This is a genomic window from Pseudomonas sp. EB271-G4-1, from assembly GCF_058791355.1.
Map to the genome: position 1 here is coordinate 12,583 of NZ_JBYTEO010000073.1, position 14,912 is coordinate 27,494.

Annotated in this window: 17 protein-coding genes; all 17 read left to right on the forward strand. The window is 62.6% G+C overall.

The annotated features are described in order from the left end of the window. The first annotated feature begins 4 nt into the window (after positions 1-4). Positions 5-661 carry an SCO family protein gene (locus AC3WWR_RS26275; RefSeq protein WP_020796375.1) on the forward strand — a complete coding sequence of 219 codons (657 nt, stop codon included), beginning with the start codon at positions 5-7 and terminating at the stop codon, positions 659-661. Beyond that, complete coding sequence (locus AC3WWR_RS26280) at positions 658-1,290, forward strand: SCO family protein (protein WP_020796376.1); 633 nt, start codon at positions 658-660, stop codon at positions 1,288-1,290. The genes AC3WWR_RS26275 and AC3WWR_RS26280 overlap by 4 nt, the downstream gene beginning before the upstream one ends. 9 nt (positions 1,291-1,299) lie before the next feature. Beyond that, entirely contained in the window at positions 1,300-2,850 is a 1,551-nt protein-coding gene (locus AC3WWR_RS26285) for a cytochrome c/ABC transporter substrate-binding protein (RefSeq protein WP_020796377.1), read from the forward strand. 14 nt (positions 2,851-2,864) lie between these two features. Then, complete coding sequence (locus AC3WWR_RS26290; RefSeq protein ID WP_020796378.1) at positions 2,865-3,818, forward strand: peptidylprolyl isomerase; 954 nt, start codon at positions 2,865-2,867, stop codon at positions 3,816-3,818. 221 nt (positions 3,819-4,039) lie between these two features. After that, the gene (locus AC3WWR_RS26295; protein WP_033042922.1) at positions 4,040-4,573 is read left to right on the forward strand and encodes a response regulator; all 534 of its coding nucleotides are present in this window, start codon (positions 4,040-4,042) and stop codon (positions 4,571-4,573) included. Between the two features lie 84 nt (positions 4,574-4,657). Beyond that, positions 4,658-6,364, forward strand: a complete 1,707-nt coding sequence (locus AC3WWR_RS26300) for a GspE/PulE family protein (protein ID WP_033042923.1) — start codon at positions 4,658-4,660, stop codon at positions 6,362-6,364. Continuing rightward, the gene (locus AC3WWR_RS26305) at positions 6,345-7,148 is read left to right on the forward strand and encodes a hypothetical protein (RefSeq protein WP_033042924.1); all 804 of its coding nucleotides are present in this window, start codon (positions 6,345-6,347) and stop codon (positions 7,146-7,148) included. Before AC3WWR_RS26300 ends, AC3WWR_RS26305 begins: the two co-directional genes overlap by 20 nt. A gap of 1 nt (position 7,149) precedes the next feature. Then, positions 7,150-7,695: a pilus assembly protein gene (locus tag AC3WWR_RS26310; RefSeq protein ID WP_033042925.1), complete on the forward strand. Its 546-nt coding sequence runs from the start codon at positions 7,150-7,152 to the stop codon at positions 7,693-7,695. After that, the gene (locus AC3WWR_RS26315; protein WP_020796385.1) at positions 7,682-8,230 is read left to right on the forward strand and encodes a GspMb/PilO family protein; all 549 of its coding nucleotides are present in this window, start codon (positions 7,682-7,684) and stop codon (positions 8,228-8,230) included. The genes AC3WWR_RS26310 and AC3WWR_RS26315 overlap by 14 nt, the downstream gene beginning before the upstream one ends. Continuing rightward, positions 8,230-8,748 carry a hypothetical protein gene (locus AC3WWR_RS26320; RefSeq protein ID WP_020796386.1) on the forward strand — a complete coding sequence of 173 codons (519 nt, stop codon included), beginning with the start codon at positions 8,230-8,232 and terminating at the stop codon, positions 8,746-8,748. The genes AC3WWR_RS26315 and AC3WWR_RS26320 overlap by 1 nt, the downstream gene beginning before the upstream one ends. Continuing rightward, entirely contained in the window at positions 8,745-10,577 is a 1,833-nt protein-coding gene (locus AC3WWR_RS26325; RefSeq protein WP_168757845.1) for a secretin GspD/PilQ domain-containing protein, read from the forward strand. Before AC3WWR_RS26320 ends, AC3WWR_RS26325 begins: the two co-directional genes overlap by 4 nt. A gap of 2 nt (positions 10,578-10,579) precedes the next feature. Further along, positions 10,580-11,053 carry a type II secretion system protein gene (locus AC3WWR_RS26330; protein ID WP_020796388.1) on the forward strand — a complete coding sequence of 158 codons (474 nt, stop codon included), beginning with the start codon at positions 10,580-10,582 and terminating at the stop codon, positions 11,051-11,053. A 4-nt stretch (positions 11,054-11,057) separates the two neighbouring features. After that, positions 11,058-11,432, forward strand: coding sequence for a type II secretion system protein (locus tag AC3WWR_RS26335; RefSeq protein WP_020796389.1), 375 nt, complete (start codon positions 11,058-11,060; stop codon positions 11,430-11,432). Beyond that, entirely contained in the window at positions 11,407-11,946 is a 540-nt protein-coding gene (locus AC3WWR_RS26340; protein WP_020796390.1) for a type II secretion system protein, read from the forward strand. Before AC3WWR_RS26335 ends, AC3WWR_RS26340 begins: the two co-directional genes overlap by 26 nt. After that, positions 11,943-12,332, forward strand: a complete 390-nt coding sequence (csgE, locus tag AC3WWR_RS26345; RefSeq protein WP_020796391.1) for a curli production assembly/transport protein CsgE — start codon at positions 11,943-11,945, stop codon at positions 12,330-12,332. Before AC3WWR_RS26340 ends, csgE begins: the two co-directional genes overlap by 4 nt. Beyond that, on the forward strand, positions 12,329-12,748 hold the full coding sequence (locus tag AC3WWR_RS26350; protein ID WP_020796392.1) for a curli assembly protein CsgF: 420 nt from the start codon (positions 12,329-12,331) through the stop codon (positions 12,746-12,748). The genes csgE and AC3WWR_RS26350 overlap by 4 nt, the downstream gene beginning before the upstream one ends. Before the next feature lie 30 nt (positions 12,749-12,778). Then, positions 12,779-13,651 carry a CsgG/HfaB family protein gene (locus AC3WWR_RS26355; RefSeq protein WP_020796393.1) on the forward strand — a complete coding sequence of 291 codons (873 nt, stop codon included), beginning with the start codon at positions 12,779-12,781 and terminating at the stop codon, positions 13,649-13,651. The last annotated feature ends 1,261 nt before the right edge of the window (positions 13,652-14,912 follow it).

Below are 14,912 nucleotides of genomic sequence, written 5' to 3' on the forward strand. Positions count from 1 at the left end.
CGACATGAACCGACTCGCACATCACGGACTGCTGACGCTCTGCCTGTTGACTGCCAGTATCGGCCAGGCCCTGGCCCATTCGGCCGATGAACACGCCGGCCACACCATGGCCGCCAAAAGCACCAGTTCCGAGACCGCCCAGGTCAAGTTCGCCGACGTCGCGCTGGTGGACCAGAACGGCAAGACCGTGCGCCTGGAAAAAGACCTTGTAGCCGACAAGATCGTGGTCATGAGCTTTATCTACACCAGTTGCACCACGGTCTGCCCGGTGGTGTCCTCGATCATGGGCAAGGTGCAGAAACAGCTGGGGGCACGGGTCGGCACCGAGGTGCAGCTGGTGTCGATCAGCATCGATCCGCAGCGCGATGACGCCAAGCGCCTCAACGATTACGCCCGCACCTTCCAGAACGGTCCGGGCTGGAGCTGGCTGACCGGCTCCACTCAGTCGGTCAACGAAACCCTCAAGGGCCTGGGCAGTTTCAGTGGCGACTTCAAGAATCATGCGCCGCTGATCCTCGTGGGGGACGGCAATAGCCGCCACTGGACCCGCTACTACGGCTTCACCGACCCGGCCGTATTGACCCGGCAAGTGGAGAAGCTCAGCGGTGAACGCAACGCCCACGCCAAACACACCGCCATCGCCATGGAGCATCAGCCATGAGACTTCTCGACTGGATCGCCCTGAGCCTCTGCGCCTGCCTCGCCAGCTCCTTGGCCTTGGCCCATGAAGGGCATGAGCAAGCCGCAACCGACTCCGCTACGGTGGCGGCCGCCGCGCAGCCGGCCGGTGGCACTCGCGATGCCAAGACCTGGTTCACCGACACGCCGTTGCAGGACCAGAACGGCAATACCCTGCGTTTCTACAGCGACGCGCTGCACAACCGCGTGGTGCTGCTCAATGTGATTTTCACCAGTTGCACGGACGCCTGCCCGTTGATCACCCAGAAGCTCAAGCAAGTGCGCGAAGTGCTGGGCGACAAGGCGGACGGCATCACCTTTATCTCCCTTACCAGTGATCCGCTGCGGGACACCCCGGCGGTACTCAAGGCTTACACCTTGAAGCAGGGCGTCGATGAGCCCCACTGGCTTTTTCTTACCGGCGACAAAGCGCAAATGGACCTGGTCCTTGGGCGAATTGGCCAGGTCATACCGTCCCCCGAGCAGCACTCCACCCAGTTGATCGTCGGTGACGTGGCGAACAAGCGCTGGAGCAAGATCCGCCCCGATGCCCCGGCCGCCGCCATTGCCCAGCGCTTGCAGCTACTGGCAATGCCCGTGGCCGGTCGCTGAGTCCGGGCCATGAAAAATGCCTTGATCCTCAGCCTGCTTCTCCTCGGTGGCATCAGCCTGGGCGCCCAGGCGTTAACGCTGACGCCCAGCGAAAGCGCCGGCAAACGGCTGTACCGCGAGGGGGTTTCGGCCAGCGGTGAACCGATCATGGCGAGGATCGGGGCGGCGGGCATGCTACTGCCGGCCACCAGCCTGCCGTGCGCCAACTGCCACGGCAGCGATGGCCTGGGGCGCCCGGAAGGCGGGGTGCGCCCGCCAGACCTGAGCTGGTCGCGGCTGACCAGTACCTATGGTCAACAGCAGATCAACGGGCGGGCCTACCCGGCCTACACCGAGGGTACCTTGGCCCGTGCGATCCAGGAGGGACGTGACCCGGGCAACAACCGGCTCGATGCAGCGATGCCGCGGTTCGTGCTGTCGATGAACGATCAACGCAACCTGACGGCCTACCTCAAGCGCCTGGCCGATGAGCGCGATCCGGGCCTGAGCCCCGACAGCCTGCACCTGGGCACCTTGCTGCCGAGCAGCGGGTCGCTGGGCGAAGAGGGCCTCACCGTGGCGGCGGTGCTCAGGGGCAGCGTGGCGCGGATCAACGAAGCGGGGGGGATTCATGGCCGGCAGTTGCGCCTGACCATCATGGATCCCGGTCCCGACCGTGCCAGCGCCGAGCAGGCGCTGGACCAGTTGATCGAGCAGGAACAGGTTTTCGCGCTGGTCGCACCGCTGGTGCCGGCGCTGGATGCCGAACTGGCGCCGCGCCTGGAACAGGCCGGCGTGCCGCTGATCGGCGCGCTGTCATTGCAAGGCACGGCCCAGGCCAGTCGACAGATTTTCGAACCGTTGCCGGGGCTGCGCGAACAAATGATTGCCTTGGCCAACTACGCCGCCACCAGTCTGCGCGTGCTGCAAGGCCCAACGTTGATTGCCTACCCGAACGAGCCGGGCCAGCGCCTGGCGGCCGAGAAACTTGCGCAGTACCTGCAGGACAACGACTGGCAGAAAGTGCGCCTGCAACCCTACGAGTCGGCGCAGGACGAGTTGCCACTGGGCTCGCGCTCGGTGTTCTACATGGGCAGCAGTGGTGGTTTCAGTCGCCTGGCCGAGCGGCTGCAGACCGCGGGCCAGGTGCCGTACCTGTTCGCCGCCTCGAATCAGGTGGCAGGGGATCTGCTGCAGGTGCCCAGTGATTTTTCCCGACGGGTGTTCCTGGCGTATCCGTTCGTGCCCAGCGACTGGACGATGACCGGGCGCACCGCCCTGACGCAACTGCGCGAGCGCCAGAGGCTCGGTGGCGAACACGCGGTGCTGCAGGTCGGTGCCTACAGTTCGATGCTGTTGCTGAGCGAGGGCATGAAACAGGCGGGACGCGATGCCAGCCGGGAAAAACTGATCAATGCCCTGGAAGGCCTGCATGACTTCGATACCGGCCTGACCCCGCTGATCAGTTTCGGGCCGGGTCGACGCCTGGGCCTGAACGGCGCCCATGTGGTCACCGTGGACCTGCCAGACCAGCGCTTCTATTTGGTCGCCCCCTACAAACCCATTGCCGCCATGCCCTGATCCGGAGGCTGAACATGAAACTCATGACTGTGCTGGTGCTATTGACCCTATGGGTGCCCGCCGCGTTTTCCAGTAATGGCCCGGCGGTAGCAAGGGTCAATGGCGAGGAAATTTCCCAGCTGCGCCTGGAGCGCTATTTCACCGAATACCTGGAGGATCAGGGCCGGGCAGTCGCCAGCATCCGCAGTCCCAGCGCCTACAAACAGCTGCGCAAGGCGGCGCTGGACGCCCTGATCGACAAGGAGCTGCTCTGGCAGGAAGCGGTCAAGCGCGGGGTGGTGGTCAGCGATGCCACGGTGCACGACCAGGTGGAACAGACCCGGCAGGCCATGGGTGGCGCACTGGTGTTCGCTCGGCGCCTGGAGGACGCTGGGTTCGATGAGGCCGCCTACATCGAATACACCCGCCGTGACCTGGCGGCGCAGCAGATGTTTGCCGAACTCACCAGGGCGCAACAGCCGGACGAAACACAGGTGCGGGCGTTTTATGAGGAACACCGCGCCGAGATGAATCGGCCCGAGGAAATCCAGGTCAGGCATATCCTGATCAAAGTCCCTCAGGGTGCGGATGCTTCCACAGTCGAGGCCGCGAGACTACGATTGCAGGCAATGCGTACCTCGATTGACGAGGGCGCCGATTTTGCCAGTGTGGCCCGTAGCGGTTCCGAAGACGCTTCGGCCAGCGCCGGCGGCGATCTGGGTTACTTCACCCGTGGGCGCATGCTGCCGGAGTTCGAAGCGGCGGCTTTTGCCCTCAAGCCCGGGGCCATCAGCGAGCCGGTGCGCACGGCGGTTGGCTGGCATTTGATCTTGCTGCAGAACCGATTGGAGGCTGCCGATGTCTCAGAAGAGCAGGGACTTGAAATGGTTCGGGTTTACCTTGCCCGACAGAAACAGGTCCAGGCTCGTCTGCAGGCGCTGGCTCATCTGCGCGCAAGCAATCGGATCGAACGCATTGACGATGAATGAGCTTTCCCCAACTGTGGGGGAAAGCGTCGATGCGCATCCGATAGCTTTCCCCCGCTTTTGGGGGGTGGGGCATGTGGACGTTAAGGCATTGCTTTTAAATTCAAGGACATGAATACATAAAATTACCGGCACTCAGCCTGGCATGAAGTGTGCGTTAGACCTATCAAGGCGCGCACTCCGCCAGGTTCGGGACTCGGACCTGCGGTTTCAAGGAGTCCACCTTGTTAAACAAAGTACTGGTTGTCGATGACGAACAGCTGCTGGCGGAAAACCTCCAGGGTTACCTGCAGGCGCAAGCGCTGGAAGTCCGGATTGCTCACGACGGTGCGCAAGGAATCGTGGAAGCTGACGATTTCGCACCCGATGTGATGGTGTTCGATTACCGCTTGCCCGATATGGAAGGCTTTGAGGTGCTCGATGCCGTCCGCCAGAACAGGAAGTGTCATTTTGTGCTGATCACGGGGCACCCCACTGCAGAGGTTTGCGAAAGGGCCCGGCAATTGGGAGTCAGCCATATCCTGTTCAAACCGTTTCCGTTGGCGGAACTGGCGCGTGCAGTACTTGACCTTCTGGGGCGCCAGCGCGAACCCAAAGCGGAAGTGAGCAGTAGCGAAGGCTTTGTCGAACGACGCCAGAGCAGGAACGAGAGTTTCCCGCTGCAGTTGTACGACGGTAGTTGGGTGCTTGCAGATCGCCGACGAAGTAACACGGCCTCCACAGCGCCAGACGACGAACAATTGCTCACCGGGGAGTAATGGCGCGACAAGAGGTTCCGGCATCCGCCGCAATTGCTCGCCGCGCCGACAGGGCTCTAAGCCCCGGGTGTTGGAGAGCAAGCCATGGACCGTCTATCCCTTGTCGTCGATGTGCCACCGTGCGATTGCGTACCGACTCGATTCACCAGTGAGCAATTGGCCCAGGCCCGCTCCCGGGCCGGCAGTTCCGGCGAACGCATGCTCGAAGCCCTCGGGGCGCTCTGCGAACTGGCTCCCATGCCCTTTATCCAGTGCCTGGGCGCGACCCTGCACTACCCGGTGCTCGACACCGACAGCCTGTTTCAAGCCACTCCAGTGTTCGACCGGGTCACCCTGGCCCAATGCCTCAAGCGCGAATTCATCCTGCTGCGTCACGACGATGCGGTCATCGGTGTGTTTGCCGACCCCTTCGACAGCGCTCGCCTGGCCTGGATCGACGACTGCCTGCACGGCGCGCCGCTATACCTGGTGCATGCCGACGACCTGAAAGCCTACCTGGCACGCCACGAAGAGAGCTTCCACGCGGTGGAATCGCTCAACGCCCAGGCCGACGGCAATACCGAGATCGACACCCTGCAAAGCCTGTCCCTGACCAGCATCAGCGAAGACTCGAGCGTGGTGGTCAAGCTGGTCAACTCGACCCTCTACGACGCGCTGAAGATGCACGCCAGCGATATCCACCTGGGCACCACCGGCAGCGGCCTGGTGATCAAGTACCGCATCGATGGCGTGCTCAACAACATCAGCAAGATCCAGGGCAGCGAGTTCGCCGAACAGGTGATTTCCCGGGTCAAGGTCATGGCCGAACTGGACATCGGCGAAAAACGCGTGCCCCAGGACGGTCGCTTCAAGATCGGCATCAGCGGCCGGCAGATCGACTTCCGGGTGTCGATCATGCCGAGCATTTTCGGCGAGGACGCGGTGCTGCGGGTGCTCGACAAGCAGGACCTGGCCGACAAGGTCTGCGGCGTGCAGCTGCAGGCCCTGGGCTTTGAAGAGGAAACCCTGCGTCAACTGCGCCGCCTGGCTGCCGAACCCTACGGCATGGTGCTGGTCACCGGCCCCACCGGCAGCGGCAAGACCACCACGCTGTACGCGATGATCACCGAGATCAACCACGGCGTGGACAAGATCATCACCATCGAAGACCCGGTGGAGTACCAGCTGCCCGGTGTGCTGCAGATCCCGGTCAACGAAAAGAAAGGCCTGACCTTCGCCCGCGGCCTGCGCTCGATCCTGCGCCACGACCCGGACAAGATCATGGTCGGCGAGATCCGCGACCCCGACACTGCCCAGATCGCCGTGCAATCGGCACTCACCGGGCACCTGGTGTTCACCACCATCCACGCCAACAACGTGTTCGACGTGATCGGCCGCTTCACCCAGATGGAAATCGACCCCTACAGCCTGGTTTCCGCGCTCAATGCGGTGCTGGCCCAGCGTCTGATCCGCCTGGTTTGCAGCGCGTGCAGCACGCCCTACGCACCGACCGAAGAAGAACTGCAAAGCTCGGGCCTCGACCCGCATCAGGTCGCGCACTACCACTTCGTCCATGGCAAGGGTTGCGGTCATTGCCGTGGCACCGGCTACCGCGGACGCAGTGCGATTGCCGAGCTGCTGCACCTGGACGACGAGCTGCGGCAAATGATCGTCGAGCGCCAACCCATTTCGAAAATCAAGGCCCACGCCTGCAAACGCGGTTTGCGCCTGCTGCGCGAATCGGCGCTGGAACTGGTGCAACAAGGCCGGACCACTCTCGAGGAGATCAATCGTGTCACTTTTATCTCGTGAGCGTTATGTCGCCGTGCTCGGCGCCAGTGGTGTCGGCCTCGGTCAACGCCAGGGTGGCGACACCCTGTGGCTGGGCAGCGTCGGCTTCATCGATGAAGGGTTCATGGCCTGGACGGTCGCCCTGGAAACCCTCGACCGCCTGCTGGGCGAACATGCCCGCGCCGGTGCCGAGTTGACTGTGGTGGTCTCCGGCCACTTCAGCCGCTTTTGCCTGGTGCCCTGGAGCGAGCAGATCAGCAGCCCCGACGAACTGCGCGGGTTTGCCCAGCTGTGCTTCGAAGACCTCTACGGGGCAGCCAACCAACCCTGGAGCCTGGTGCTGTCGGCCGAACCCGCCGGCTACGACCGGATCGCCAGCGCGCTGCCGCAAGACCTGATCGAACGCCTGCGTGCCCTGGTCAGTGGCCGTGGCTTGCGCCTGCGTTCGGTGCAACCGTACCTGATGGCGGCGTTCAACCACTTCGACAAAAGCTTCGACGCCGGCGACTTCCTGTTCGTGGTCGCAGAACCGGTGCGCAGTGTGATGCTGCTGGCGCGCGAAGGTCGCTGGACGGCAGTGCGCTCGGTGGGCAGCAGCGACAGCGATGCGGCACTGAGCGCGCTGGTCGGTCGCGAATGCCAATTGCAGGCGTCCATCAGTGAGCGGCCACTGAACATCTACCTGCATGCGCCAGCGCGTATCGACTCGCACCCTGAAGTGCCAGGCGTACAGCTGCGCACCCTCGAAGAAGGCCGGACCAGCGTACGCGACAGCCTGTACGTCATGTCCCGGACGGTGGCCTGACATGCGCCCCCTGATGCTCGACTTTCAGCCGCGCCGCCGCTCCAGTCCCCTGGGCTGGAGCCTGCTGGTCGGTGGCGTGGTGCTGGCGCTGACCTGCATCGTCATCCAACAACAGGTAAGTGGTGAGGCCGAACAACAGCAAGGTCACCTGCAAACCACGCAACGGGTACTTACTGGCGACACCGGCAGCAAGGTCAGCCTGACCCCGGCCGAAACCCGCGAGCAGGCGCAGAACCTGGCCGAGATGCGCAAGGTCTCGCAGCAGTTGCGCCGCCCTTGGGAGCGCCTGTTCGCCACCCTGGAAGCCATGCCGCGCGACAACATTGCCTTGCTGACCCTGACCCCGGATGCCCGCAAGGGCCAGGTGCGGATCAGCGCCGAGGCACGCGACCTGGACGCCATGCTCGACTTCCACCGCCGCCTCGAAGCCTGCGACGAGCTTTCCGACGTGTCGTTGCTCAGCCACGAAATCGTCGCCAACGTGCCGGAGCACCCGGTGCAATTCAACTTGTCGGCTACCTGGGAGATTGGCGATGCAAATCCCTAGATTGATCGTCCACGAATACCTGCAAAGCCTCGGCGTCCCGGGCCTGGCAGGGCTGGCCCTGCTGGTGTTGGCGCTGGCCTACGGCCTGTTCGGCTTGTTGCCGGACTGGCAGGCGCTGCAGCACCTGAGCCAGCAGACCCAGGACGCCCGCGAATACCTGGCCAAGGTCGAGGAGGGCTCGATCGCCGCTCCGGTCGTGCCACAACGCCAGCTCGATGACTTCCGCAGCAAATTGCCAACCCAGCCCCAGGCCACCGTCGCCATCGACAAGATCTACGCGCTGGCCGCCCAGGAGCGCATCACCCTGTCCAGGGGCGAATACTCGCTGGGCATCGACCCCAAGACCCACCTGGCGCGCTATCAGATCCTCCTGCCGGTGCGGGGCAGCTACCCGCAACTGCGGCGCTTCATGCATGCCTTGCTCGGCCAGTTGCCGGCGGTGGTGGTGGAGGACCTGGAGCTTTCGCGCAAGAAGATCGCCGACACGGACCTGAACGGGCGGATCCGCATGACCCTTTACCTGTCGAGGTCATGATGAACAACAAACGTGCGGTGGGTTGGGTGGCGTTCCTCGGCGTGGCCGCGGCGCTGACCTGGGTGCCCGAATACTTTAAACAGGCTGACGACAGTGACGTCGAAGTGGCCGCTGTGGCCACGCCAGTCAAAGGCAAGCAACGCGGCGCCTTGCCAGCCGCGCAGGCCTCTGCTGCGCCCGTGGCGATCAAGGACCTGAGCCCGGCGGGCGACCTGTTCGCCGCGCGCAGCTGGAAGGCCGCACCCACCCTGGCCAGCGTCACCGAACAACCGGTCAACGTTGCACCGGTGGTGCAGGTCCCCACTGCACCGCCCATGCCGTTCCAGTTCATCGGCCGGATGGACGATCGCACCGACCTGCAAGTGTTTTTGCAAAACGGCGAAAAGATCTACGTCGTGCGTAAAGGGGATGTGATTGACGAAACATGGAAGATCGAGGGCATTTCCGATCTGGAACTGAGCCTGGTCTATTTGCCTCTGCATTTGTCCCAGACCTTGTCTGTGGGGAGCGCGCAATGAACAAGTCCCGTTTGCTGATGAGCCTCTGCCTCTGTGCAGGGCTGGCTGCCTGCAGCTCGGCGCAGGTGGCCAAGGAAGAAGCCTCTGAGCTGATCGAACAGGGCCAGTACGAAGCCGGCCTGGCCCGGATCGAGGAGGGCCTGCGGGAAAACCCTCGCGACACCGAACTGCACATTGCCCTCAACAGCGCTCGTGCCCGTGCGATCACGGCGCTGCTGACCCAGGCCGACATGGATCGGACCCAGCGTGATTTCGCGTCCGCTCGCATGGGGTACGGCCGGGTGTTGACCATCGAACCGAACAACCGCCGCGCCCAGGACGCCTTGCGCCAGCTCGAACACATGCGCAGCCTCGATGAAAAACTCGAACTGGCCCGTGGCGACCTGCGCCGTGGCGACATCTACGGCGCCGAGCGTCAGGTCAGGCAGATTCTCGAACTGGACCCCAACAACGAAGGCGCCCTGGAACTGCAAGGCAATATCCGCCTGGTGCAGAGCCGCAACGTGGTGGCCTATCCGCAACTGCGCACCAAGCTGGACAAGCCGGTAACCCTGGAATTTCGCGACGCCAATCTCAAGACCATCTTCGAAGTGCTGTCCCAGGTCGCCGGCCTGAATTTCATCTTCGACAAGGACCTGCGCCCGGACATGAAAGCCACCATCTTCGTGCGCGACGTGCGCATCGAAGACGCCGTGGCACTGCTGCTGCAACAGAACCAGTTGCACCAGAAAGTGGTGAACGAAAACACCCTGCTGATCTACCCGGACTCGCCGCAGAAGCTCAAGGATTACCAGGAGCTGGTGATGCGCACTTTCTACCTGACCAGCATCGATGCCAATACCGCGCTGAACATGGTCAAGACCATGCTCAAGACCCGCGACGTGTTTGTCGACGAACGCCTCAACACCCTGACCATGCGCGACACCGGCGATGCCGTGCGCATGGCCGAGAAGCTCCTGCAATCACAGGATCAGTCCAACCCCGAAGTGGTGCTGGAAGTGGAAGTGATGGAAGTCGCCACCCAGCGGATTCTCGACCTGGGCCTGCAATGGCCGAACACCTTCGGCGTGGTCAACAGCGACGGTTCGGCGGTGACCCTGCTCGATCAGCTCAAGGGCATCAATTCCAGCCGGATCACCATCCAGCCCTCGCCACAGGCCAAGATCAATGCCCAGGACAAGGACATCAATACCCTCGCCAGCCCGGTGATCCGCGTCAGCAACCGCGAACAGGCACGCATCCACATCGGCCAGCGTGTGCCGATCATCAGCGCCACTTCGGTGCCGTCGACCCAGGGACCGGTGATCACCGAAAGCGTGACTTACCTGGACGTCGGTCTGAAACTGGAAGTGCAGCCCACCGTGCACTTGAACAACGAAGTGGCGATCAAGGTGGCCCTGGAAGTCAGCAACGCCACGCCACTGGAACCGACCCGCCAGGGCACGATTCCGGTCCAGGTCGATACCCGCAACGCGCAGACCACCCTGCGCCTGCATGACGGCGAAACGCAGATTCTCGCCGGCCTGATGCGCAACGACCATGGCAGCACCGGCAACAAGATTCCCGGTCTTGGCGATATTCCTGGCCTCGGCCGCCTGTTCGGCAGCAACAAGGACGACGTGAGCAAATCCGAGCTGGTGTTGTCGATCACCCCGCGGATCGTGCGCAACCTGCCGTACCAGAGTCCATCGGACATGGAATTCACCACGGGCACCGAAACCAGCATGCACATCCAGGCACCGGATCGCTCGAAGGTCGAGGTTGAAGAGGTCAAGGCCAATGGCATGGGCGCACCGATCGCTACCACCGTTACTGTTGGGAAGCCTTGATCATGAACGCCTCGCAACGCGGTTTTACCTTGATTGAAGTCGTGGTGACGCTGTCGTTGATCGGCCTGCTGGCCGGCATGGCCGCGCCGCTGACCGAGACCGTGGTGCGCCGGGGCAAAGAGCAGGAACTGCGTACCGCGCTGTACCAGATCCGCGATGCCATCGACGCCTACAAGCGTGCTTTCGACGCCGGGTACATCGAGAAGTCGCTCAACAGCAGCGGCTACCCGCCGAACCTGCAGGTGTTGGTGGAAGGGGTGCGCGATGTGCGCAGCGCCAAGGGTGCCAAGTTCTATTTCCTGCGCCGCGTACCCCATGACCCGCTGGCACCGGTCAAGCGCGACGACGAAGGTGGCTGGGGCCTGCGCTCCTACGACAGTACGGCTCAAAACCCGCGGGAAGGCCAGGACGTCTTCGACGTCTACTCCAAGGCCCGGGGCAAGGGTCTCAACGGCATCGCCTACCGGGAGTGGTGAACATATGCGTCGGGAAAAGGGTTTTACCCTATTGGAACTGATGGTGGTCATGGCAATCATCGCCACCCTGATGACCATCGCCTTGCCGCGCTATTTCAACAGCCTGGAGGCCTCCAAGGAGACCACCTTGCGCCAGAGCCTGTCGGCGATGCGCGAAGCACTGGATCACTACTACGGTGACACCGGACGCTATCCCGACTCCATCGAGCAACTGGTTGAACAGCGCTACCTGCGCAATCCGCCGATGGACCCGATTGTCGAACGCAAGGACGCCTGGGTCTTGGTTGCACCGCCTGACGGCGTGGCCGGCGGTGTCGCCGATATCAAGAGTGGTGCCACAGGGAGGGCGCGTGATGGCAGCCTTTATTCCGAGTGGTAAGCCTGCGGCACAAGGCGGCTTCACCTACCTGGGTGTGCTGTTCCTGATCATGGTGATGGGCATGGGCCTGGCCAGTGCCGGCGAGTTGTGGTCCACCGCTTCACGGCGTGACCGCGAACGCCAATTGCTCTGGGTCGGCACCCAGTACGCCCAGGCACTGCGCAGCTATTACCGCAGTTCGCCAGGCCTGGCCCAGTACCCCAAGGAACTCGCCGACCTGTTGCAGGACGAACGTTTCCCCAGCGCCAAACACCATATACGCCAGCTATACCCGGACCCGATCGGCGGCGGTGAATGGTTCCTGATGCGCGGCTTCGACGGACGCATCACCGGCATCAGCAGCTCGTCCACCGACAAGCCGCTCAAGCAGGCGGACTTCCCCAGCCAGTGGTCGGACTTCAACGGCATGGCCAGCTACAAGGACTGGCAATTCGTGGCCGAAAAAGCCTTCCTCGATGGCACCTCGGGCCCTGCCAAAGGCCAGTCCGCAGTGCCGGAGGGATTGCAGCCATGAAGCGCTTCTGCCTGGCGATGATCCTGCTGTTGAGCACCTGCGTGACCTGGGCCGCTGAAGAGGACGAGATGCTCGGCTTCATCGTCGACGACACGATCTCGCACATCGGCCACGAATTTTACTACTCGTTCAGTGAACGCCTGCGTGCCACCAGCCCGATGGATTTCAACCTGGTGGTACGCGAACGACCTTCGGCTCGCTGGGGCAGCCTGGTGACCGTGGAATTTCAACAACGCCTGGTTTACCGGCGCTTCCTGCCGCCGAACACCGTGGAGCTCAAGGACGAGGCCTATGCCGCCGCCGACTGGGTACGCGGGCAGATTGTCCAGCGCAAGCTGGAAGCCTTGTTGCAGGACACCACGGACCTTGAGAGGGACGAACTATGAAAGTGAAAACGTTTTTGCAGCGCGCCGGTGGATGCATGCTCGGCCTGGGTGCTTGCGCCATGGTCCAGGGCACGGAACTGGTGTACACGCCCGTCAACCCTTCGTTTGGCGGCAACCCGTTGAACGGCACCTGGCTGCTCAACAACGCCCAGGCGCAGAACGACTACGACGATCCCGACTTGAAGGATCGTACCTCGGCGGCCGGGACCTCGGCCCTGGAGCGCTTCAGCGCCCAGTTGCAATCGCGCTTGCTGGGGCAACTGCTGGACAACATCTCCACCGGCAACACGGGGAGCCTGTCCACGGACGCTTTCATCGTCGACGTGGTCGACGACTCCGGTGCGCTGACGATCAACGTGACCGACCGGGCCACGGGCGAAGTTTCGGAAATCCAGGTGAATGGACTGGCCCCTTGAGGGGAATCGGGACAATGGGGAGTTAAGGACATGAAAAAAATAATAGCGCTAGGGCTGATGTTGGCGGCATTACAAGGGTGCAGTCTGCGCGAGCCGATGCCGGCCGAGCAGGACTCCAAAACCCCGACCCTGACCCCAAGGGCCTCGACCTACTATGACTTGATCAACATGCCACGACCCAAGGGCCGGTTGATGGCGGTGGTCTACGGCTTCCGCGACCAGACCGGGCAATACAAGCCGACCCCGGCCAGCTCGTTTTCCACCAGCGTCACCCAGGGCGCGGCGAGCATGCTGATGGACGCCTTGCAGGCCAGCGGCTGGTTCGTGGTGCTCGAGCGTGAAGGGCTGCAGAACCTGTTGACCGAGCGCAAGATCATCCGCGCCTCGCAGAAGAAACCCAATACCCCGGTGAACATCCAGGGTGAGCTGCCACCGCTGCAAGCGGCGAACATGATGCTCGAAGGCGGGATCATCGCCTACGACACCAACGTACGCAGCGGCGGCGAAGGCGCGCGCTACCTGGGCATCGACATTGCCCGGGAGTATCGCGTCGACCAGGTCACGGTGAACCTGCGGGCAGTGGACGTGCGCAGCGGGCAGGTGCTGTCCAACGTCATGACCAGCAAGACCATCTACTCCGTGGCCCGTAGTGCTGGCGTGTTCAAGTTCATCGAGTTCAAGAAATTGCTTGAGGCCGAGGTGGGCTACACCACCAACGAACCGGCGCAGTTGTGTGTGTTGTCGGCGATCGAGGCGGCGGTGGGGCATATGCTGGCGCAGGGGATCGAGCGACGTTTGTGGCAGGTGGCGGGGGACAACTCCCAGCCTGCGCAGAATGAGACCCTGGATCGCTACCTGACGCAGAACAGGGTGGTGCCGGAGGGAGAGGGGGAGGATGAGTGAGCCCCGGCGGCCGACAGCCGACCAGGCTCCTGCAGATGCACCCGATCCAAAACCGTAGGAGCCAGGCTTGCCAGCGAAGGCGGCCTGACAGCCGACCCATCTCTCACGGCTGTACTCGATCAACTGTGGGAGCTGGCCTGCCAGCGATGGCGGCCTGACAGCCGACCCAGCTCCTGCAGATGTACCCGATCCAAACTGTGGGAGCTGGCTTGCCAGCGAAGGCGACCTGACAAACGACCTGGATTTTGTTGACGGAGTACATATCCATTCCTGCGGTAACGGCCACCTAGGGTTTCGTCCTTACGGCGAGTCACTTGGAAGAGCCTGTAGGAGCGAGCATGCTCCGGGCGGCGTTCCGACGATGGTCGTCAACGATGACGAGGGCTATCTGAATGCCCGTGTTGTTCTGGCGTTTTTCGCGAGCATGCTCGCTCCTACAGGGCCCGCCGCGATGGGCCATCCTTGGCCCAGCGCGGCTAAACCGGCATCCATGCCGATTTAGCCACTGCGCAGAACCGGAAAAAGGGGACAACCGGAAAAAGAGCGGAAAAAGAGGGAAAAAGGGGACCGGGAAAAAGGGGACAGATTTATATTCGAGCAATGTAAACAAATCATGAAAATAAATCTGTCCCCTTTTTTCTTCTTTTTCAAACGCCGGAGTGCCGGCCCAGCAAAAAGTAAGCAAAAGGCTTGGCCCCACCACTCGGTGCCTCGCTAGGGCTCGGCATGCCGTAACGAAGGCAATGCGCCGTGGGTCGCCGCGATGGGCCATCCCTGGCCCAGTGCGGCTAAACCGGCGTCCTACCGGTTTCCCCACTGCGCAATACCTGCGTTCGGCCATCGTGGTTAACGGGGCACCCAAATCCAAAGCAAAAGCGAGGCGGCCTGACAGCCGACCTGACTTTTGCAGATACCCCTCAATTCCTTGTGGGAGCCAGCCTGCTGGCGATGGACGTCAACGATGACGCGCCCTGTCTGGATGATCGCGTTGTCAGGTCGTTTTTCGCGAGCAGGCTCGCTCCTACAGTGGGATCGCGGACACACCTGTAATCAGGTCGGCTGTCAGGCCGCCTCGCTTCGGCTTTTGCTCTGCTTTGGCTTTTGATTTTCTTGCCACATCGAGAGGCCGAAAGGAGGTTCTGCGCAGTGGGTAAACCGGCATGGATGCCGGTTTAGCCGCGCTGGGCCCAGAGTGTGTAAAAACAGATTAAAACACCGGTCGGCACGCAGTGCCGACCGGTGTCGGACAGATGATCAAACC

What these genes read in the sequence shown, in the direction of transcription:
- csgE (WP_020796391.1), top strand. Translation starts at nt 11,943, where the DNA reads ATGAAGCGCTTCTGCCTGGCGATGATCCTGCTGTTGAGCACCTGCGTG.
- AC3WWR_RS26350 (WP_020796392.1), top strand. Translation starts at nt 12,329, where the DNA reads ATGAAAGTGAAAACGTTTTTGCAGCGCGCCGGTGGATGCATGCTCGGC.
- AC3WWR_RS26325 (WP_168757845.1), top strand. Translation starts at nt 8,745, where the DNA reads ATGAACAAGTCCCGTTTGCTGATGAGCCTCTGCCTCTGTGCAGGGCTG.
- AC3WWR_RS26335 (WP_020796389.1), top strand. Translation starts at nt 11,058, where the DNA reads ATGCGTCGGGAAAAGGGTTTTACCCTATTGGAACTGATGGTGGTCATG.
- AC3WWR_RS26310 (WP_033042925.1), top strand. Translation starts at nt 7,150, where the DNA reads ATGCGCCCCCTGATGCTCGACTTTCAGCCGCGCCGCCGCTCCAGTCCC.
- AC3WWR_RS26275 (WP_020796375.1), top strand. Translation starts at nt 5, where the DNA reads ATGAACCGACTCGCACATCACGGACTGCTGACGCTCTGCCTGTTGACT.
- AC3WWR_RS26330 (WP_020796388.1), top strand. Translation starts at nt 10,580, where the DNA reads ATGAACGCCTCGCAACGCGGTTTTACCTTGATTGAAGTCGTGGTGACG.
- AC3WWR_RS26320 (WP_020796386.1), top strand. Translation starts at nt 8,230, where the DNA reads ATGAACAACAAACGTGCGGTGGGTTGGGTGGCGTTCCTCGGCGTGGCC.
- AC3WWR_RS26280 (WP_020796376.1), top strand. Translation starts at nt 658, where the DNA reads ATGAGACTTCTCGACTGGATCGCCCTGAGCCTCTGCGCCTGCCTCGCC.
- AC3WWR_RS26355 (WP_020796393.1), top strand. Translation starts at nt 12,779, where the DNA reads ATGAAAAAAATAATAGCGCTAGGGCTGATGTTGGCGGCATTACAAGGG.
- AC3WWR_RS26340 (WP_020796390.1), top strand. Translation starts at nt 11,407, where the DNA reads ATGGCAGCCTTTATTCCGAGTGGTAAGCCTGCGGCACAAGGCGGCTTC.
- AC3WWR_RS26300 (WP_033042923.1), top strand. Translation starts at nt 4,658, where the DNA reads ATGGACCGTCTATCCCTTGTCGTCGATGTGCCACCGTGCGATTGCGTA.
- AC3WWR_RS26290 (WP_020796378.1), top strand. Translation starts at nt 2,865, where the DNA reads ATGAAACTCATGACTGTGCTGGTGCTATTGACCCTATGGGTGCCCGCC.
- AC3WWR_RS26285 (WP_020796377.1), top strand. Translation starts at nt 1,300, where the DNA reads ATGAAAAATGCCTTGATCCTCAGCCTGCTTCTCCTCGGTGGCATCAGC.
- AC3WWR_RS26315 (WP_020796385.1), top strand. Translation starts at nt 7,682, where the DNA reads ATGCAAATCCCTAGATTGATCGTCCACGAATACCTGCAAAGCCTCGGC.